The 16959-nt window shown below is 54.9% G+C and carries 15 protein-coding genes; 11 read left to right on the top strand and 4 right to left on the bottom strand.

Annotated features, from left to right (window positions below):
- The first annotated feature begins 80 nt into the window (after nucleotides 1-80).
- From B1H58_RS14240 to B1H58_RS14215, 6 genes are read left to right on the top strand one after another with little or no spacing between them, the layout of a single operon-like run.
- A complete protein-coding gene (locus tag B1H58_RS14240; protein ID WP_085071141.1) occupies nucleotides 81-1016 on the top strand; it encodes a D-ribose ABC transporter substrate-binding protein in 936 nt (311 codons plus the stop codon).
- A 43-nt stretch (nucleotides 1017-1059) separates the two neighbouring features.
- Nucleotides 1060-1680, top strand: a complete 621-nt coding sequence (locus B1H58_RS14235; RefSeq protein ID WP_085071140.1) for a DUF2291 family protein — start codon at nucleotides 1060-1062, stop codon at nucleotides 1678-1680.
- Nucleotide 1681: 1 nt separating this feature from the next.
- Nucleotides 1682-3226 (top strand): sugar ABC transporter ATP-binding protein, encoded by a 1545-nt coding sequence (locus B1H58_RS14230; RefSeq protein WP_085071139.1) that lies wholly within the window; start codon nucleotides 1682-1684, stop codon nucleotides 3224-3226.
- 17 nt (nucleotides 3227-3243) lie between these two features.
- The gene (locus tag B1H58_RS14225; protein ID WP_085071138.1) at nucleotides 3244-4317 is read left to right on the top strand and encodes an ABC transporter permease; all 1074 of its coding nucleotides are present in this window, start codon (nucleotides 3244-3246) and stop codon (nucleotides 4315-4317) included.
- 60 nt (nucleotides 4318-4377) lie between these two features.
- Entirely contained in the window at nucleotides 4378-5175 is a 798-nt protein-coding gene (locus B1H58_RS14220; protein WP_085071137.1) for an SDR family oxidoreductase, read from the top strand.
- A 24-nt stretch (nucleotides 5176-5199) separates the two neighbouring features.
- Complete coding sequence (locus B1H58_RS14215; RefSeq protein WP_085071136.1) at nucleotides 5200-5985, top strand: SDR family oxidoreductase; 786 nt, start codon at nucleotides 5200-5202, stop codon at nucleotides 5983-5985.
- A 73-nt stretch (nucleotides 5986-6058) separates the two neighbouring features.
- Here B1H58_RS14215 and mltB read toward each other — a convergent pair whose 3' ends face one another.
- The 3 genes from mltB to eco all read right to left on the bottom strand — a co-directional run bounded on the left by mltB (nucleotide 6059) and on the right by eco (nucleotide 8122).
- Nucleotides 6059-7138 carry a lytic murein transglycosylase B gene (gene mltB / locus B1H58_RS14210; RefSeq protein ID WP_085071135.1) on the bottom strand — a complete coding sequence of 360 codons (1080 nt, stop codon included), beginning with the start codon at nucleotides 7136-7138 and terminating at the stop codon, nucleotides 6059-6061.
- 196 nt (nucleotides 7139-7334) lie between these two features.
- Nucleotides 7335-7571 carry a putative hemolysin gene (locus B1H58_RS14205; protein ID WP_085071134.1) on the bottom strand — a complete coding sequence of 79 codons (237 nt, stop codon included), beginning with the start codon at nucleotides 7569-7571 and terminating at the stop codon, nucleotides 7335-7337.
- Between the two features lie 50 nt (nucleotides 7572-7621).
- Entirely contained in the window at nucleotides 7622-8122 is a 501-nt protein-coding gene (eco, locus tag B1H58_RS14200) for a serine protease inhibitor ecotin (protein WP_085071133.1), read from the bottom strand.
- Nucleotides 8123-8421: 299 nt separating this feature from the next.
- Between eco and B1H58_RS14195 the strand changes: the two genes are divergently transcribed.
- From B1H58_RS14195 to fucO, 5 genes are all read left to right on the top strand, one after another.
- Nucleotides 8422-9840, top strand: coding sequence for a sugar porter family MFS transporter (locus B1H58_RS14195; protein WP_085071132.1), 1419 nt, complete (start codon nucleotides 8422-8424; stop codon nucleotides 9838-9840).
- A 321-nt stretch (nucleotides 9841-10161) separates the two neighbouring features.
- On the top strand, nucleotides 10162-11328 hold the full coding sequence (locus B1H58_RS14190) for a NapC/NirT family cytochrome c (RefSeq protein WP_085071131.1): 1167 nt from the start codon (nucleotides 10162-10164) through the stop codon (nucleotides 11326-11328).
- On the top strand, nucleotides 11325-13802 hold the full coding sequence (gene torA / locus B1H58_RS14185; protein ID WP_085071130.1) for a trimethylamine-N-oxide reductase TorA: 2478 nt from the start codon (nucleotides 11325-11327) through the stop codon (nucleotides 13800-13802). The genes B1H58_RS14190 and torA overlap by 4 nt, the downstream gene beginning before the upstream one ends.
- Nucleotides 13803-13942: 140 nt before the next feature.
- Nucleotides 13943-14392 (top strand): GNAT family N-acetyltransferase, encoded by a 450-nt coding sequence (locus B1H58_RS14180; protein ID WP_085071129.1) that lies wholly within the window; start codon nucleotides 13943-13945, stop codon nucleotides 14390-14392.
- Nucleotides 14393-14624: 232 nt separating this feature from the next.
- Nucleotides 14625-15773 (top strand): lactaldehyde reductase, encoded by a 1149-nt coding sequence (fucO, locus tag B1H58_RS14175; protein ID WP_085071128.1) that lies wholly within the window; start codon nucleotides 14625-14627, stop codon nucleotides 15771-15773.
- Between the two features lie 3 nt (nucleotides 15774-15776).
- Here fucO and apbC read toward each other — a convergent pair whose 3' ends face one another.
- On the bottom strand, nucleotides 15777-16889 hold the full coding sequence (gene apbC, locus B1H58_RS14170; RefSeq protein ID WP_085071127.1) for an iron-sulfur cluster carrier protein ApbC: 1113 nt from the start codon (nucleotides 16887-16889) through the stop codon (nucleotides 15777-15779).
- Nucleotides 16890-16959: the final 70 nt, after the last annotated feature.

Here is a 16959-nt window from a genome sequence, read left to right as displayed (position 1 = left end):
CCCTGGTTTATTTCTGGGGCAATACCAGCTTTAGGTTATCTCACCCTACCCAACAATAACGACACAGAGAGAACATCGTCATGAAATTACATTTAACGCTTCTGACTGTTGCAACCCTGAGTGGTCTTTCTTTTTCCGCCCAGGCAGTAGAAAAAGGCACGCTTATGATCATGGTGAACTCACTGGATAATCCCTATTACGCTTCTGAAGCCAAAGGCGCCAGCGAAAAAGCCCAACAGCTGGGATATAAAACCACCCTGCTTTCTCACAATGAAGATGTAAAAAAACAGAATGAGCTAATTGATACTGCTATTGGGAAAAAAGTTCAGGGCATAATTCTGGATAACGCAGACTCTACCGCCAGCGTCGCGGCAATAAAAAAAGCGAAGGACGCCGGAATACCCGTAGTATTAATCAATCGTGAGATTCCCGTTGACGATATCGCGCTGGTACAAATTACTCATAATAACTTTCAGGCCGGTTCTGATGTTGCGAACGTGTTTGTCGAGAAAATGGCGGAAAAAGGAAAATATGCCGAGCTAACCTGTAATCTCGCCGACAATAACTGCGTTACCCGCTCTAAATCTTTTCACCAGGTTATTGACCAGTATCCGGAAATGGTCAGCATCGCCAGACAGGATGCCAAAGGTACCCTGATTGATGGCAAACGCATCATGGACAGTATTCTCCAGGCGCATCCTGACGTTAAAGGCGTCATCTGCGGCAACGGGCCGGTAGCCCTTGGCGCTATTGCCGCGCTGAAAGCAGCGAACCGCAACGATGTGGTGATAGTAGGCATCGACGGCAGCAACGATGAGCGTAACGCAATCAAAGCGGGTGCCCTCAAAGCAACGGCGATGTTGCAGGCACAGGCCATTGCCGCTCAGGGCGTTACCGAGCTTGATAACTATCTGCAAAAAGGCATCAAACCACCGAAACAGCGCGTCATGTTTCGCGGCATTTTGATCACGCAAGATAACGCAGACAACGTCCAGGATTTCAATTTTAAGTCCTGAGTTCCGGCTGTTGCGTCCCGTCAGGGACGCAAAGGAGAGTGTTATGTACAGAAAAGCCTGGCTGGCGTTGGTCATCGTTGTCCTGGGAGGCTGCCGTATCGTCTCTCAGCAGGAGCTGGCTGACCTGAAAACGCCGCCGAATCCGCATATGAGCAATATCGATCGGACATGGCAGGACAAGATTGTGCCCCAGGTTGTGACACAAGCGCGTCCCGTAGCTGAATTAACCACAGCGCTGAATACTGCTGAAGATTTCGACCGCGCCTGTAACGCAATGGGTTATCGTTCACAGAGTGAAAACCCGTGCATTTTTTATGTTCGGGTAGCCGGCACAATCGACAATATCAATACCGCTTCACGCAGCGGGAAAATGACGCTACGCACACCAGCGGGTGAGAATGTGGCAGTGCAGATCGGGCCTATCCTGCGCGGCACTCAGCTGCGCGATGGCTATAAAGGGGCCAGCTATGCCGATTTTAACGATCAGGTGCTTTTTGGCGAATATGGTCGCGCTATTAACCAGCAGGCAGTGAAAATGATCCAGGCGGCACAGTTAAAAACTGGCGAATCCATAGAGGTTTTCGGCGTGTTTTCCGCATGGGATAAACCCACCAGCGTACCGCTTATTACGCCTGCGAAAATCATCCGCCAGGGGAGAAAATAATATGTCGCCTTCAGCACCTGCCGCATCTGCTTTAGCGGAATCTGAGGTTATTATTGAGACTCGTAACCTGTCGCGTGTTTATCCGGGCGTGGTTGCATTAAATAATGTTAATTATCGCGTCTGGCGTAATAAGGTCAATGTCCTGATTGGCGAAAACGGCGCCGGTAAATCGACCATGATGAAAATGCTGGCTGGTGTGGAGAAGCCCTCTTCCGGGCAAATTTTCCTTAATGGCGTCCCCGTTACTTTATCTTCTACGCATCAGGCGGAAAAGCATGGCATCAGCATTATTTTTCAGGAACTCAATCTTTTCCCGAATATGAATGTGATGGATAACATTTTTATTGCTAATGAATTTTTTCAGAAAGGGAAAATCAATGAAAAATATCAATATGAATTAGCGAAAAATCTGCTTCAGCAACTGGAGCTGGATGTCGATCCTTATACTTCGATCGATGAGTTAGGTATTGGTCATCAGCAGCTGATTGAGATTGCCCGCGCATTGTCAAAAGATACGCGCGTGCTGATTATGGATGAACCCACCTCTGCGCTCAGCCAGTCAGAAGTCAAGGTGCTGTTCAATATTATTGAGCAGCTCAAGCGCCGGGGCGTCACCATTATTTATATTTCCCATCGTCTGGAAGAGCTGATGGAGATTGGCGACCACATCACTATCTTCCGCGATGGACGTTTTATCAGCGAACGCAGCGTTGATGAAGCCAGCATTCCCTGGATCATTGAGCAGATGGTGGGGGATAAGAAAAAACAGTTCGATTATCAGCCCGCCCCGAAAGGCGCAAGTGTGCTGGAAGTAAAAGGCCTGACCGCGCTGCATCAAAATGGCGGCTATAAGCTGAACGACGTCACCTTTAGCCTGAGCAAAGGGGAAGTGATCGGCATTTACGGCTTGCTGGGCGCCGGACGCACGGAGCTCTTCAAAGCACTGACAGGGTTAATGTTCTGTCAGAGCGGCAGCGTGCATCTTAACGGGCAGTGCCTGGCGAAGGCGCGCTTTCAGGAGCGGTTAAAAAAAGGGCTGGCGCTGGTGCCGGAAGATCGCCAGGGCGAAGGCGTGGTTCAGATGATGTCGATCCAGGCCAATATGACCCTGTCTGATTTTAGTCTGCAGGGCTTCCGCCATGCCTGGAAATGGCTCAATCCGCACCAGGAGAGTGGCCGCGTCAAAGAGATGATCCAACAGCTGGCAATCAAGGTCAGCGATCCTGAACTGCCGGTCACGTCACTTAGCGGCGGCAACCAGCAAAAAGTCGTGCTCGGCAAAGCGCTGATGACACAGCCGCAGGTGGTATTTCTTGATGAACCCACGCGCGGCATCGATGTCGGTGCCAAAACAGATGTTTATCACCTTATCGGAAAAATGGCGCAGCAAGGACTGGCAGTCATGTTTTCTTCCTCCGAGCTGGATGAAGTGATGGCGCTTGCAGATCGTATTTTGGTGATGGCCGATGGCCGCATTACTGCCGATCTCCCTCGCCATATGGCCACGCGTGAAAAGCTGATCGCAGCGGCGACCCCTCAAGACTAAACAGGCTGGAATTCACTATGAACCAGAAATATATGTTTTACATGTACCTGCTTAAGGCCAGGACATTCATTGCCCTGCTGCTGGTTATCGCCGTTTTTAGCGTGATGGTGCCTAACTTTTTAACCTTCTCAAACCTGTTGATCATGACACAACACGTAGCGATTACTGCGCTGCTGGCGATCGGTATGACGCTGGTGATCCTTACCGGCGGCATCGATCTCTCTGTGGGGGCGGTTGCCGGTATTTGCGGCATGGTGGCGGGTGCGCTGTTAACCAGCGGTTTGCCGCTGTGGAATGGAGAGATCGTCTTCTTCAACGTGCCTGAAGTGCTCCTGATAACCCTTATATTTGGCACCCTTGTTGGGTTTATCAACGGTTCGGTGATTACCCGCTTCGGCGTTGCGCCCTTTATATGCACGTTGGGTATGATGTATGTCGCCCGTGGCGCGGCGCTGCTGTTCAATGATGGCAGCACCTACGCCAATCTTAACGGCATGGCGGCGCTGGGCAACACCGGCTTCGCCACGCTCGGTTCCGGTACGCTGCTGGGTATCTATATCCCTATCTGGCTAATGCTCGCCTTTCTGCTGCTGGGCTTCTGGCTAACCAGCAAAACGCCGCTTGGCCGCTATATCTATGCCATCGGCGGCAATGAATCTGCCGCGCGGCTGGCGGGCGTGCCGCTCGTTAAAGTGAAGCTTTTCGTTTACGCCTTTTCCGGCCTCTGCGCGGCGCTGGTAGGCCTGATCGTTGCCTCACAGCTACAAACCGCCCATCCCATGACCGGCAATATGTTTGAAATGGACGCCATCGGCGCCACCGTACTGGGCGGCACTGCGTTAGCGGGCGGACGCGGACGCGTCTCCGGTTCCATTATCGGTGCCTTCGTCATTGTTTTCCTGGCAGATGGCATGGTGATGATGGGCGTCAGCGACTTCTGGCAAATGGTGATCAAAGGCGTGGTGATTGTCACTGCCGTGGTGGTGGATCAGTTCCAGCAAAGCCTGCAGAACAAGGTCATTTTAATGCGTCGCCACGCCGAAAAGGTCGCATCCGCCCCGCCCCACTCCATGAATACGGCATCCAGCTGATCCGGTTCCCGCTATCGATAATTCAGCCGGGGCATTTTCCCGGCCTTACAGGAGTTGATTATGCAGAGAGATTTCCACAATAAAACCGTTGTTATCACCGGCGCCTGTCGCGGCATCGGCGCCGGTATCGCGGAACGCTTCGCTCACGACGGTGCCAGGCTGGTCATGGTCTCCAACGCAGAGCGCGTACACACCACGGCAGAAGAACTACGCCAGCGCTACCAGGCCGACATTTTGTCATTGCAGGTGGACGTCACTGACGAAGCGCAGGTGCAGATGCTGTATGAACAGGCCGCGGCGCGCTTTGGCACGATTGACGTTTCGATTCAGAACGCGGGCGTGATCACTATCGATTACTTCGATCGGATGCCGAAATCTGATTTTGAGAAGGTGCTGGCGGTTAACACTACCGGCGTCTGGCTGTGCTGCCGCGAAGCGGCCAAATATATGGTTAAACAGCAGCGTGGCTGCCTGCTCAATACCTCTTCCGGGCAGGGACGCCAGGGCTTTATCTATACCCCGCACTATGCCGCCAGCAAAATGGGCGTGATCGGCATTACCCAAAGCCTGGCACATGAATTAGCGCCTTCGGGCATTACCGTCAATGCCTTCTGCCCCGGCATTATCGAAAGCGAAATGTGGGACTACAACGATCGCGTATGGGGTGAGATCCTGAGTTCAGAACGCAAGCGTTACGCTAAAGGCGAGCTGATGGCGGAATGGGTTGAAGGCATCCCGCTCAGGCGCGCCGGTAAACCGGAAGATGTGGCTGGCCTGGTGGCTTTTCTGGCCTCTGACGATGCGCGCTATATCACCGGCCAGACGATTAACGTCGATGGCGGCTTAATTATGTCGTAATGCCTAACCAATCGGAACCCGACTATGATGACCAAAGATTTTGCTCAACGGCTGTTTAATCTCACCGATCGCGTCGCCTTCGTTACCGGCGCTGGCAGCGGTATCGGCCAGACTATCGCTCTGGCACTGGCCAGCGCGGGCGCTAAAGTCGCCTGCTTCGATTTACGTGCCGACGGCGGTCTTGCTGTTACCGTGAAACAGATTGAGGAGATGGGCGGCGACGCCTGCGCCTTTACCGGCGATGTGCGTAAGCTCTCTGACCTGCGCGAGGCAATTAGCACGGTGAAAAATCGCTATCGCCAGCTGGATATTGCGGTCAATGCTGCCGGCATCGCTAACGCTAATCCAGCGCTGGAGATGGAAAGCGAACAATGGCAGCAGGTGATCGATATCAACCTCACCGGTATCTGGAACGCCTGCAAAGCCGAAGCGGAACTCATGACACAGTGCGGCGGCGGTTCGATTATTAATATCGCCTCAATGTCGGGCGTGATCGTTAACCGTGGACTGGAACAGGCACACTATAACTGCTCTAAGGCGGGAGTTATCCATCTCTCTAAAAGCCTGGCGATGGAATGGGTAAACAAGAACATTCGCGTTAACAGCATTAGTCCTGGCTATACCGCCACGCCAATGAATACGCGTCCGGAAATGGTGCATCAAACCCAGGCGTTTGAAAGCCAGACACCGATGCAGCGTATGGCGCGAGTGGAAGAGATAGCGGGGCCCGCGCTGTTTCTCGCCAGCGATGCCGCCTCTTTCTGTACCGGCATCGATCTGCTGGTGGACGGTGGTTTTGTTTGCTGGTAAGCGAGCAGGGGCAGTAAAAAGCCGCCTGCCGGAGGGGCTCTATTCCGGCAGGCGGCGGGGCCGTTTTTCCGCCTTACTGGCGCGCCAGGCCTACCGCCTCACCCAGTTGCCACACCGCCATCGCATAGTGATTACTGTGGTTATAGCGGGTGATCACATAGAAGTTCGGCAGGCCGTACCAGTACTGATAAGATTTTCCCATATCAAAACGCAGCAGGCTCACCTGCGGATTACCGTTAATAGCGGCTTGTGGACGCAGTCCCGCTGCCGTCAGGCTGGCCAGGCTGTAGCGGGTTTTAAAGCCATTCTCCAGCCCCGGCGCCTGACCGCTGGCCGGTACCGCAACGGTTTCACCCGGCTGCCAGCCGTGCTGTTTGAAATAGTTTGCTACGCTGCCAATGGCATCAACCGGATCCCAAAGGTTAATATGTCCGTCGCCGTTAAAATCGACCGCGTACTGTTTTTCAGAAGAAGGCATAAATTGCCCATAGCCCATTGCACCTGCATAAGAACCACGCAGATCGAGCGGATCCTGCTGTTCTTTACGCGCCATCAGCAAAAAGGTTTCCAGTTCGCTGCTGAAAAACTCCGCCCGACGGGGATAGGCAAATGCAAGCGTAGCCAGCGCATCGATAATACGCGTTTTACCCATGACGCGGCCCCAGCGTGTTTCCACACCAATAATGCCAACAATGATTTCCGGCGGAACGCCATATTCCCGCTGCGCGCGCTGTAGCGCATCCTGATACTGATTCCAGAAGACCACGCCGTTCTGTACGTTATCTGGCGTAATGAATTTATTGCGGTAACGAATCCATGCGCCGTTCGGCCCGGAAGGCGGCTGATAACCGGGCGTCGGTGCCTGGCGATCCATCAGGCGCAGCACCCAGTCCAGGCGTTTTGTTTGCGCCAGCACATCGTGCAGCTGTTGGCGATTAAAACCATGCTCCCGCACCATTTTATCGATAAAGCGTTCAGCCTCCGGGTTACCGGCAAAATCACCGCTTAAGGGATGAATTTCATGTGCGGGCTTAAGTAAAAAACCACCTTCTCCCAGAAAAGGGTTGCCGCTTTGCGGCGGGGTCGGCGTCGGTTTGCTGCTACAGGCAGCCAGGGTCAGAATCAGCGGTAGAAGAAGGCGAGCATGACGCATTACAAATCCATATATTCAGCGATAAAAAAGAATTAATGGTAATCATGGATTGGTAATACGTAAAAGAAAATTCCTGATTTACTAAAAATTTCTGATTGCGTGGAGATAGTGCAAATAACCGGCGTTGCGGGGTAATACGCAAAGCGCTTTGAACAGCGCGGCAAGGTGGTCAGCGTGGACATCCTTGCCGCTGTTATTACGGATGGTCGCGCCGAAACAGCGTCCACTCTTCAATACGCTCGCCGCCCGGTAAACGACAATAGCTTTTCTCGCCTTCCACGGTTTGCACCCTTTCCAGCGTGCCCCCCTGCTTAATACAGTAAGCCGAGGCGGGATTTGGCATGCCAATCGGCGGTTGCCCCTTTTGCGGCGCTGATTGGTGGCTGCACCCTGTTACCGCCAGTGCAGTCAGCAGCATGATACTTTTTTTCATATTCACCCCGTTGTCAGGGCGGCGTGCCGATCGCTCACCGCCAAACCTGTTTATTGCGTAACCGCGTCGTTGACGGCGCTATCCGCCTGCCACAGGCGATATTTCACCTGAACGTCGGCTGGCGTATAAACCACAATCGGTAGCTTGCTGTTATAGCGTTGCAGACTATGGGCACCGATATTGGCGGTAATAAATGCCTGATGTTTGCTGCCATTGATACAGGCCATCCGCGTAGAGGCCGGAGGCGTCAGGCTTTTAACCACATAATAGTCGTAACCCCAACCGTTCAGCGTCTGCTGCTCTATCTGCGCACCCATCAGATGTTGGTTACAGTCTACTTCCAGCGTTTTACCGATCAGCAGTTCTACTTTATATGACTCTTCGTTTTGCTGCTGCGGCAGCCAGATCACCTGCCGGACCTGGCCTTTTTCCGCCGCCGGATAAGGCGCAACGCTTTCCAGCTGGGGATGACCCTCCGCTTTCTTCGGCTGCTGCGCGCACGCTGATACCGTGACACAGAGCGCACTAAGCAATATTGCTTTCATTTTCATCTTCATTTCTGCCTTTTATTGATGCATTTATCCAGGCTAACACGAAACAGCCGTAGTTAATGCTGAACCTAATCAAAAAAAGGGTAAAAAGCCAGCCTGCGTTATTCGTGAGCGATGTGGGAAATTGTTGCGAGCTGATGCAACGAAAAGAAAATATCTGTGACATAGAGCGAGATCTGCATCACAAAACCTCCCCCACCAGCAAGAATATCCATCTCTATGGACCATTTAACATCACGCCCGCCGCCAAGAATTTTGTATGTTGCCCTATGGTGCAGTAAATAAATCTGGAGCGGTAAATGTCTTACGTTAACAGTAATTTAGATATAGATGATATGCACAGACGCAAAGTGCGTCGTATGAATCTGTTTATCTCTGTTTCCGCCGCGCTGGCTGGCCTGCTGTTCGGGCTGGACATCGGCGTGATTGCCGGGGCTTTACCTTTTATTACCGACCATTTTTCCCTGACCAGCCACCAGCAGGAATGGGTGGTCAGCAGCATGATGCTCGGCGCGGCGCTGGGTGCCATCTGTAACGGTTGGGTCTCTTCACGCCTGGGGCGCAAATATAGCCTGATGGCGGGCGCAGTACTATTTATCCTTGGCTCACTGGGATCTGCTTTTGCCGATAGCCTTGAAGTGCTGCTGGCGGCACGCGTGGTGTTGGGCGTAGCGGTAGGCATCGCTTCTTATACCGCCCCGCTCTACCTTTCTGAAATGGCCAGCGAGAATATTCGCGGCAAAATGATCAGCATGTATCAGTTGATGATCACCTTCGGCATTCTGCTGGCGTTTCTTTCCGATACTGCGCTGAGCTATAGCGGTAACTGGCGCGCCATGCTGGGTATTCTGGCGCTCCCGGCGGTACTGTTATTCGGCCTGGTGATTTTCCTGCCAAACAGCCCGCGCTGGCTGGCGGCGAAAGGCTTACATATCGAGGCGGAAGAAGTGTTGCGTATGCTGCGCGATACCTCAGATAAAGCCCGCGCCGAACTGAATGAGATCCGTCAGAGCCTGCAGATGAAACAGGGCGGCTGGACGCTGTTCAAACGCAACAGCAACGTACGCCGGGCTGTGTTTCTGGGCATGCTGCTACAGGCGATGCAGCAATTTACCGGCATGAACATCATCATGTATTACGCACCGCAAATTTTCAAAATGGCAGGCTTTAGCAATACGCAACAGCAGATGATGGCCACGGTGGTGGTTGGATTAACTTTTATGCTGGCTACGCTGATTGCGGTGTTTACCGTGGACAAAGCGGGCAGGAAACCGGTGCTGAAGATCGGCTTTTCGGTGATGGCATTCGCCACTCTGGTGCTGGGCTACTGCCTGATGCAGGCTGGCAAAGGCGATATTACTCCCGGCCTCTCCTGGCTGTCGGTGGGCATGACTATGATGTGCATCGCGGGTTATGCCATGAGCGCCGCACCGGTGGTCTGGATCCTCTGCTCAGAGATTCAGCCGCTGAAATGTCGTGATTTTGGTATCACCTGCTCCACCACCACTAACTGGGTGGCTAACATGATTATCGGCGCAACTTTCCTGACGCTGCTGGATGTGATTGGCGCTGCGGGCACGTTCTGGCTCTATACCGGTTTTAATCTGGTGTTTATCGCGATCACTTTCTGGCTGATACCTGAAACGAAAAACGTCACGCTGGAACATATCGAAAAGAATCTGATGGCCGGTAAAAAGCTGCGGGATTTAGGGCAGTAACAGTTTCGATCTCCTGTCCCAATGCTGTATCACTTACCTTTGTACCGTTCGGGCCTGAACAGCAGGTCCGAACGTTTTTGCATGATGGCATCACCGCTGCCGCCCCTGCCTGCTTATCCCTCCTCTTAGTATGTTGTAACTAAGAAAATGCGCAGCGTTGTGCATTCGCCAGCGCCGTCACGCTTTCCATTATTTATTCCGTTGAAGCCACCCTTTTTTGATACTGCACAACCTGCAGCTACCCATATAGAGGTATACAGGTGTGTTTTTTTTAACGGACGCGACGTTCATTAAATAAATAATTATAAACCAGGAGGTTAGATGGCGAGGAACAAGCGCTTTTTACGCTTCGCATGGCTTAAAAGCTGGCGAATTATGGGGCTGTTACTGCTGGGGGCGATAGTGGGCGTTGCGGTATTAGCCGGCAGCGTCACGATAATGCATAAAACCAGCGACAGCGAGTTTTGCGTTTCATGCCACAGCATGCAGCGTCCGCTGGCGGAATATCAGGGCAGCATTCATTTTCAAAACCCGGCGGGCATCCGCGCCGGGTGCGCTGATTGCCATGTTCCGCCTCAGCCGGTGGATTATATGCTGACAAAAATGGGGGCGTTAAAGGATGTGGTCGGCGAGATCAGCGGCAAGATCGATAGTGAGGAGAAATATAACGCCCATAAACTCACGATGGCGGAATCGGTCTGGAAAACCATGAAGGCCAACGACTCAGCAACCTGCCGTAGCTGTCACAGCTTTGATGCGATGGATGTGCTGGCTCAGCGCCCGGAAGCGCGTAAAGCGCATCCCGTCGCCATCCGTGACGGTCAAACCTGTATCGACTGCCATCGCGGCGTCGCGCATATTCTGCCGGACATGAGTGCCAGCAATGCCAGCGGTGCCACGCAGCTGCTGAACGCCGCCGCCCATACCCCGGTTCAGGCGACCCGCCTCTATGCCGTCGCCACGCAGCCGTTCCGTCTCGATCCTGAATCTGACCAGACTGACGGCACCCTGTTCCCTTCCAGCGAAATCACTGTGGTAGAACGCAACGGCGAACAGCTGCAGGCGCGCCTTAACGGCTGGCAGCAACAGGATGTGCCCGGTGCCATCTATGCCGCGCCGGGAAAACGCATTATGAGCGCGGTGCTGGATGAACATGCCGCCGCACAGGTGGTTGTGCTGAACACACAGACCGACAGCGAAACCGGCCAGCAGTGGGATCAGGTCTCGCTTACCTTCTGGCTGCCGCAAAAAGCCCTGATTGATGACCAGCAGAAAATCTGGCAGTACGCCGCCGGACTGATGTCAGCCAACTGTACCGGCTGCCACGGTCTGACCGCGTTGGATCACTACAACGCGAATCAATGGATTGGCGTGATGAAAGGCATGGCACCGCGCACCTCGCTGGATCAGGAACAGCTGCGCCTGCTGACCCAGTATGCGCAGAAGCACGCCAGCGATATGAACAACAGAGAGGGACGTGAAAAATGAAAAAAAATCTCACCTCCGGCTGGTCACGCCGACGCTTTTTACAGGCGGGCAGCGGCCTGCTGGCCACCAGCGCACTGCATTTCGGTTACAGTAAAACCGCACTGGCTAAAGCGATTGGTCAGGCACTGCCACAGTTTACCGCCTTGCGTCCGGCGCAAAAAGGCATCCTTACCGCCGCGCACTGGGGCGCTTTCGAAGCAATTATCGAAAATGAGCGAATGGTTGGCGTACAGCCGGTTTCGGACGATCCGGCGCCAAATGAGCTGATAGCGATGGCGCCCTGGCAGGTTTACGCGCCTAACCGCATCAAAACACCAATGGTGCGTAAAAGCTGGCTGGAAAACGGGCCTGGCAGCCATGCTGAACGACGCGGACGCGATGAGTGGGTTGCAGTCAGCTGGGACAAGGCGATCGCGCTGGTGAGCACGGAAATTAAGCGACTGCAGCAGGATTACGGCCCTTCCGCTATTTACGCTGGCTCTTACGGCTGGAAAAGCACCGGTATGCTGCACAACTGCCGCGCCCTGCTACAGCGTTTAATGAACCTGTGCGGCGGCTTTCTCAGCTACAGCGGCGACTATTCCACCGGCGCAGCCCAGGTAATTATGTCGCACGTGGTCGGCTCTATGGAGGTTTACGAGCAGCAAACCAGCTGGCCCAACGTGCTGGAGCATAGCGAGCTGGTGATTTTGTGGGGCTGTAATCCTCAAACCACGCTGAAAAACAGCTGGAACGTGCCGGACCATGTGGGTCTGGAGGGCTTTGCCCAACTGGCGGAAAAGGGCGTCAGGACAATCGCTATCGACCCGATTCGCCAGCCGGGGGCAAAAGCGCTGAATGCCGAGTGGATCGCGCCGCATGCCTATACCGATAGCGCAATGATGCTGGGCATTGCCCATACTTTGCTCAGCGAACAGCTGCATGATGAGGCCTTCCTGAAGCGTTACACCGTGGGATTCGATCGCTTCCGCGCCAGCCTGCTGGGCGAAGATGACGGTGTGGTGAAAAATGCGCAATGGGCCAGCGCAATTTGCGGCGTTGAAGCAGAAACCATCCGCCAGCTGGCGCGTGATATGGCCCAAAAGCGCACCATGATCATGGCTGGCTGGGGCATTCAGCGTCAGCACCACGGCGAACAGCCGCACTGGCTGCTGGTTACTCTGGCTGCGATGCTGGGTCAGATTGGCCTGCCCGGCGGCGGCTTCGGCTTTAGCTATCACTACTCTTCCGGCGGCAGCCCCACGGCGCGCGGCGGTATTATTTCCGGCATCAGCGCAGGTGAAGCACCCCAAAACGCCCCCGCACCGATTCCGGTGGCGCGCATCGCCGACTGTCTGGCAAACCCCGGCAAGACGATTGATTTTAACGGACGTCAGATAACGTATCCGGATGTAAAAATGGTCTATGTTGCGGGCGGCAATCCTTTTCATCATCACCAGGATACCAATAATCTGCTGCAGGCGTGGCGGCGGCCGGAAACCATTGTGGTGCAGGAGCCTTACTGGACCGCGACCGCCACGCACGCGGATATTGTGTTGCCCTGCACCACCAGCTATGAACGCAACGATCTCGACATGGGCGGCGACTACTCCCGGCTGTACGTTTTCCCGATGCGCCAGTGCGTTGCGCCACAGCATCAGGCTCGCAATGACTTCGATATATTTCGGGCAATCGCGGCGCGCCTCGGCGTGGAGCAGGCCTTTACCGAAGGCCGGGACGAGATGCTGTGGCTGAAATCGATGTACGATAATATGAAAGGCCAGGCGCGTACCGCAGGCGTGGCGCTGCCGCCTTTTGATATGTTCTGGCAGTCAAACAGCTACATCCGTTTTCCTGTTCCTGAGGCTAACAAACAGTGGGTACGCTTCGCCGATTTCCGCGCCGACCCGCTGCTTAATCCGCTGGGTACGCCTTCCGGCAAGATTGAAATCTTCTCGCAGCGTATCGCCGCGATGCAGTACCCCGATTGTCCGGGGCTGCCGGGCTGGCTGCCGCCGCAGGAGTGGCACGGTAGCCCGCTGGCTGAACGCTGGCCGCTGTCGCTTAATACTGCCCATCCTGCTCTGCGGCTACACTCACAGCTGGATAATACCCCGCTGCGCGCGAAGCACGCGGTCGCTAATCGTGAGGAAATCCTGATCAATCCGCAGGATGCCGCCCGACGCGGGATTCGCAGCGGCGATCTGGTGCGCGCCTTTAATTCGCGCGGACAGATCCTGGTCGGCGCGCTGGTTACAGAGGACATTCGTCCCGGCGTGGTACGGATCAGCGAAGGTGCCTGGTACGATCCCGCCGATCCCACCCAGCCCGGTACGCTATGCCGCAACGGCAACGTAAACTGCCTCACCGTTGATATCGGCACCTCCATGCTGGCGCAGGGCAACTGTGGCCATATGGCACAACTGGAGATTGAGAAGTATCAGGGCGATGCACCTCCCAACATGGCGCACGCCATGCCGTCCGGCGTGGTCTGATCGCCAGCTACAGAGCTACCCCAACGCCGGGGCGGCTCTGCTCCATCTTCTTGCCCGTTCCTGCCTTTTCGCCCGCTTACCGTTAATCATGCTAATTTTATTAACATCTGTTGATTCCGCGCTGAGCATAAGGAGTACGCATGCATATCCGTCCATTTACTGAAGCCGACCGCCCTTTTTTACGCACGCTATTTCTGGCCTCGCGTAAGGCAAGCTGGACATGGCTTGATCCCGACGGCTGGCAACTGGAAGATTTTGACCGGGTGGTGTTAGGCGAAAAGGTGCTGGTTGCCGAAGAGGAAGGGCACCGGCTGGGTTTTGCCGCCTGGCTGGAAAATGACAATTTTCTGCATAGCCTGTTTATCGATCCACAGTATCAGGGGCGTGGCGTCGGCAGTGCGCTGCTCCTGGCGATTCAGGCACGCTTTACCTCTACCGGCGCACTGAAGTGCCTGCTGGCGAATAAATCTGCCCAGCAATTTTATCTGCATCATGGCTGGGAAATCATTTCGGAAGGCGAAAGTGAACAGGGACGCTACCTGCTGATGCATTATCCGAAAACGACGACGCTACGCTACGTGCAGCAATAGTTAACTTACTGATAATATTTAACTATTTCACTTAACACAGCAAAAACGTGAGCTGTCAGGCGCGTTCCTTACTGCCAGTGCCAGCTTGCCTGTACGGGTGACCGTAACGGAAAGGTTTCCCCGGACTTGCTCCGTTAGTTTTACCTCTATCAATCGAATGACGCATTTTCAGGCTGCCGATTGCGCTGCGGGTTCCGGCGCAGGCAGGTTTTAGACCTTGATGGAGATAAACATGAGTTTTCAACTGGCATTACCGGGCATCAGCCTGCATGGCTATGAAGCGATTGCCGATATGGCGCGCCTGCTGACGCAGAAAAACTGGGGCAAGGCGCTGATTGTGACCGACGCGCAGTTGGCGCAGCTGGGTTTAACCCGCAGCCTGACCGAAAGCCTGGATCAACAGGCGATTCCTTATGCCCTGTTTACCGGCGTCGCGCCCAATCCCACAGAACAACAGGTGCAGGCCGGTATTGCCGCCTTTCGTGAGCAGCAGTGCGATTTTCTGATCGCCTTTGGCGGCGGCAGCCCAATTGATACCGCTAAAGCCATTAAAATTCTCACCGCCAATCCGGGCCGCGCGATGGATTACGCGGGCGTCGGCAAAGTGCGTCAGCCCGGCGTGCCGTTGGTGGCGATTAATACCACCGCCGGCACCGCCGCCGAAGCCACCAGCAATGCGGTGATCACCGACAGCGATCGTCAAATTAAGCAGGTTATTATCGATAGTCACCTGATCCCTGATATTGCCGTTGACGATCCGGCGGTGATGCTGGGCATTCCGCCCGATGTCACCGCTGCAACCGGTATGGATGCGCTGACGCACGCGCTGGAAGCCTATGTTTCGCTGGGTGCGCATGTTCTCACCGATCCTTCTGCGCTGGAAGCGATTGCTCTTATCCACCGCTGGCTGCCGATCGCGGTTGAGGAGGGACAGAATCGCGAGGCGCGCGAAATGATGGCCTGCGCGCAGTATCTGGCGGGCATGGCTTTTAACAGCGCGGGACTGGGTCTGGTGCATGCGCTGGCCCATCAGCCGGGCGCGACTCACAATCTTCCGCATGGCGTCTGTAACGCAATTTTGCTGCCGGTAGTGGCGGCCTTTAACCGCTCCGCCAGCGTGGCTCATTTCGCCCGTATTGCCGTTGCGCTGGGGGTCGATACGTCCGCTATGGACGATGAGGCTGCCAGCCATGCCGCGATTCAGGCGTTGCGCCAGCTGGCGGCACAGGTTGGCATCCCTTCCGGCTTCCGCCAGTTGGGCATTAATGAAAACGATATTGAAGGCTGGCTGGATAAAGCGCTGGCCGATCCCTGCGCGCCCGCGAATCCCCGCCCCGCCACGCGTGAGCAGGTACGGGAACTCTATCTCCAGGCGCTGTAACGGTTACAGGGCGCGGAAAGCGATGTCGCCAGGGATAACCTCTCCCTGCCAGTAAAGCTCAGCCGCCACCGCGCCCGCCAGTTGACGATAGATCCCGGCAAATTCACTCTCCGGACGGCGGATCACCGTGGGCTGACCGGCATCAAGATCTTCACGCAGCGTAATATGCAGCGGCAGCTGGCCCAGCAGGCGGGTATGATATTTTTCCGCCAGCATCTCTGCCCCGCCGCTGCCGAAAATCGCTTCATGATGGCCGCAGTTACTGCAAATATGCATGCTCATATTTTCCACTACGCCCAGCACCGGCACGTCAACCTTTTCAAACATCACAATCCCTTTGCGGGCATCGATCAACGCCACATCCTGCGGCGTCGTTACCACTACTGCGCCGGTCACCGGCACGTTTTGCGCCAGCGTCAGTTGAATATCGCCAGTGCCCGGCGGCATATCCAGCACAAGGTAATCCAGCTCTGGCCACAGGGTTTCATTAAGCAGCTGCATCAGCGCTTTGCTGGCCATCGGTCCGCGCCATACCATCGCATTATCTTCGGTAATCAGATAGCCGATTGAGTTGGTGGCCAGGCCATGCACCATAATCGGCGCCATATGCTTGCCGTCCGGTGAAGAAGGACGCTGATCTTCGGTGCCCAGCATGGTCGGTACCGAGGGGCCGTAAATATCAGCATCCAGAAGACCGACGCGTGCGCCTTCCGCCGCCAGCGCCAGCGCCATATTTACTGCGGTGCTGGATTTCCCCACGCCGCCTTTACCTGAGCTAATGGCAATTATATTCTTCACACCATTAACGCCCGGCTGGTTTTTTACCCGCTTCAGCGTGGCGATATCATGGCTCAAACGCCAGTCGATCGCCTGCGCGCCGGTAATACGCAGCAGATCGGCGCTGGTTTGCTCCTGTAACGCTTCAAAACCGCTGCCCCAGGCAAAGGGCATTTTGATTTCAATATGCAGCTTGTTGTCCATCAACGCGACATGGTTCAGCGCTTTCAGCGCGGTGAGGTTATGCTTCAGCGTCGGATGGGTAAAAGTTTTTAATACGCCTGCGGTCATGGCGCGCAGCGTGTCGGGCGCTAAGGCCCCCTGGGAGTGTGAACTCATCCCTTCTCCTTGTGTTCGGGTTGTTTTATGTCCGGGCTTGTCGCCTGTTTCGACAACCAGCGTTTTCCGG

Source organism: Pantoea alhagi (genome assembly GCF_002101395.1).
Classification (GTDB): domain Bacteria; phylum Pseudomonadota; class Gammaproteobacteria; order Enterobacterales; family Enterobacteriaceae; genus Mixta; species Mixta alhagi.
Note: the sequence above shows the minus strand (reverse complement) of the source record. Positions and strands in the feature narration are given on the sequence as shown.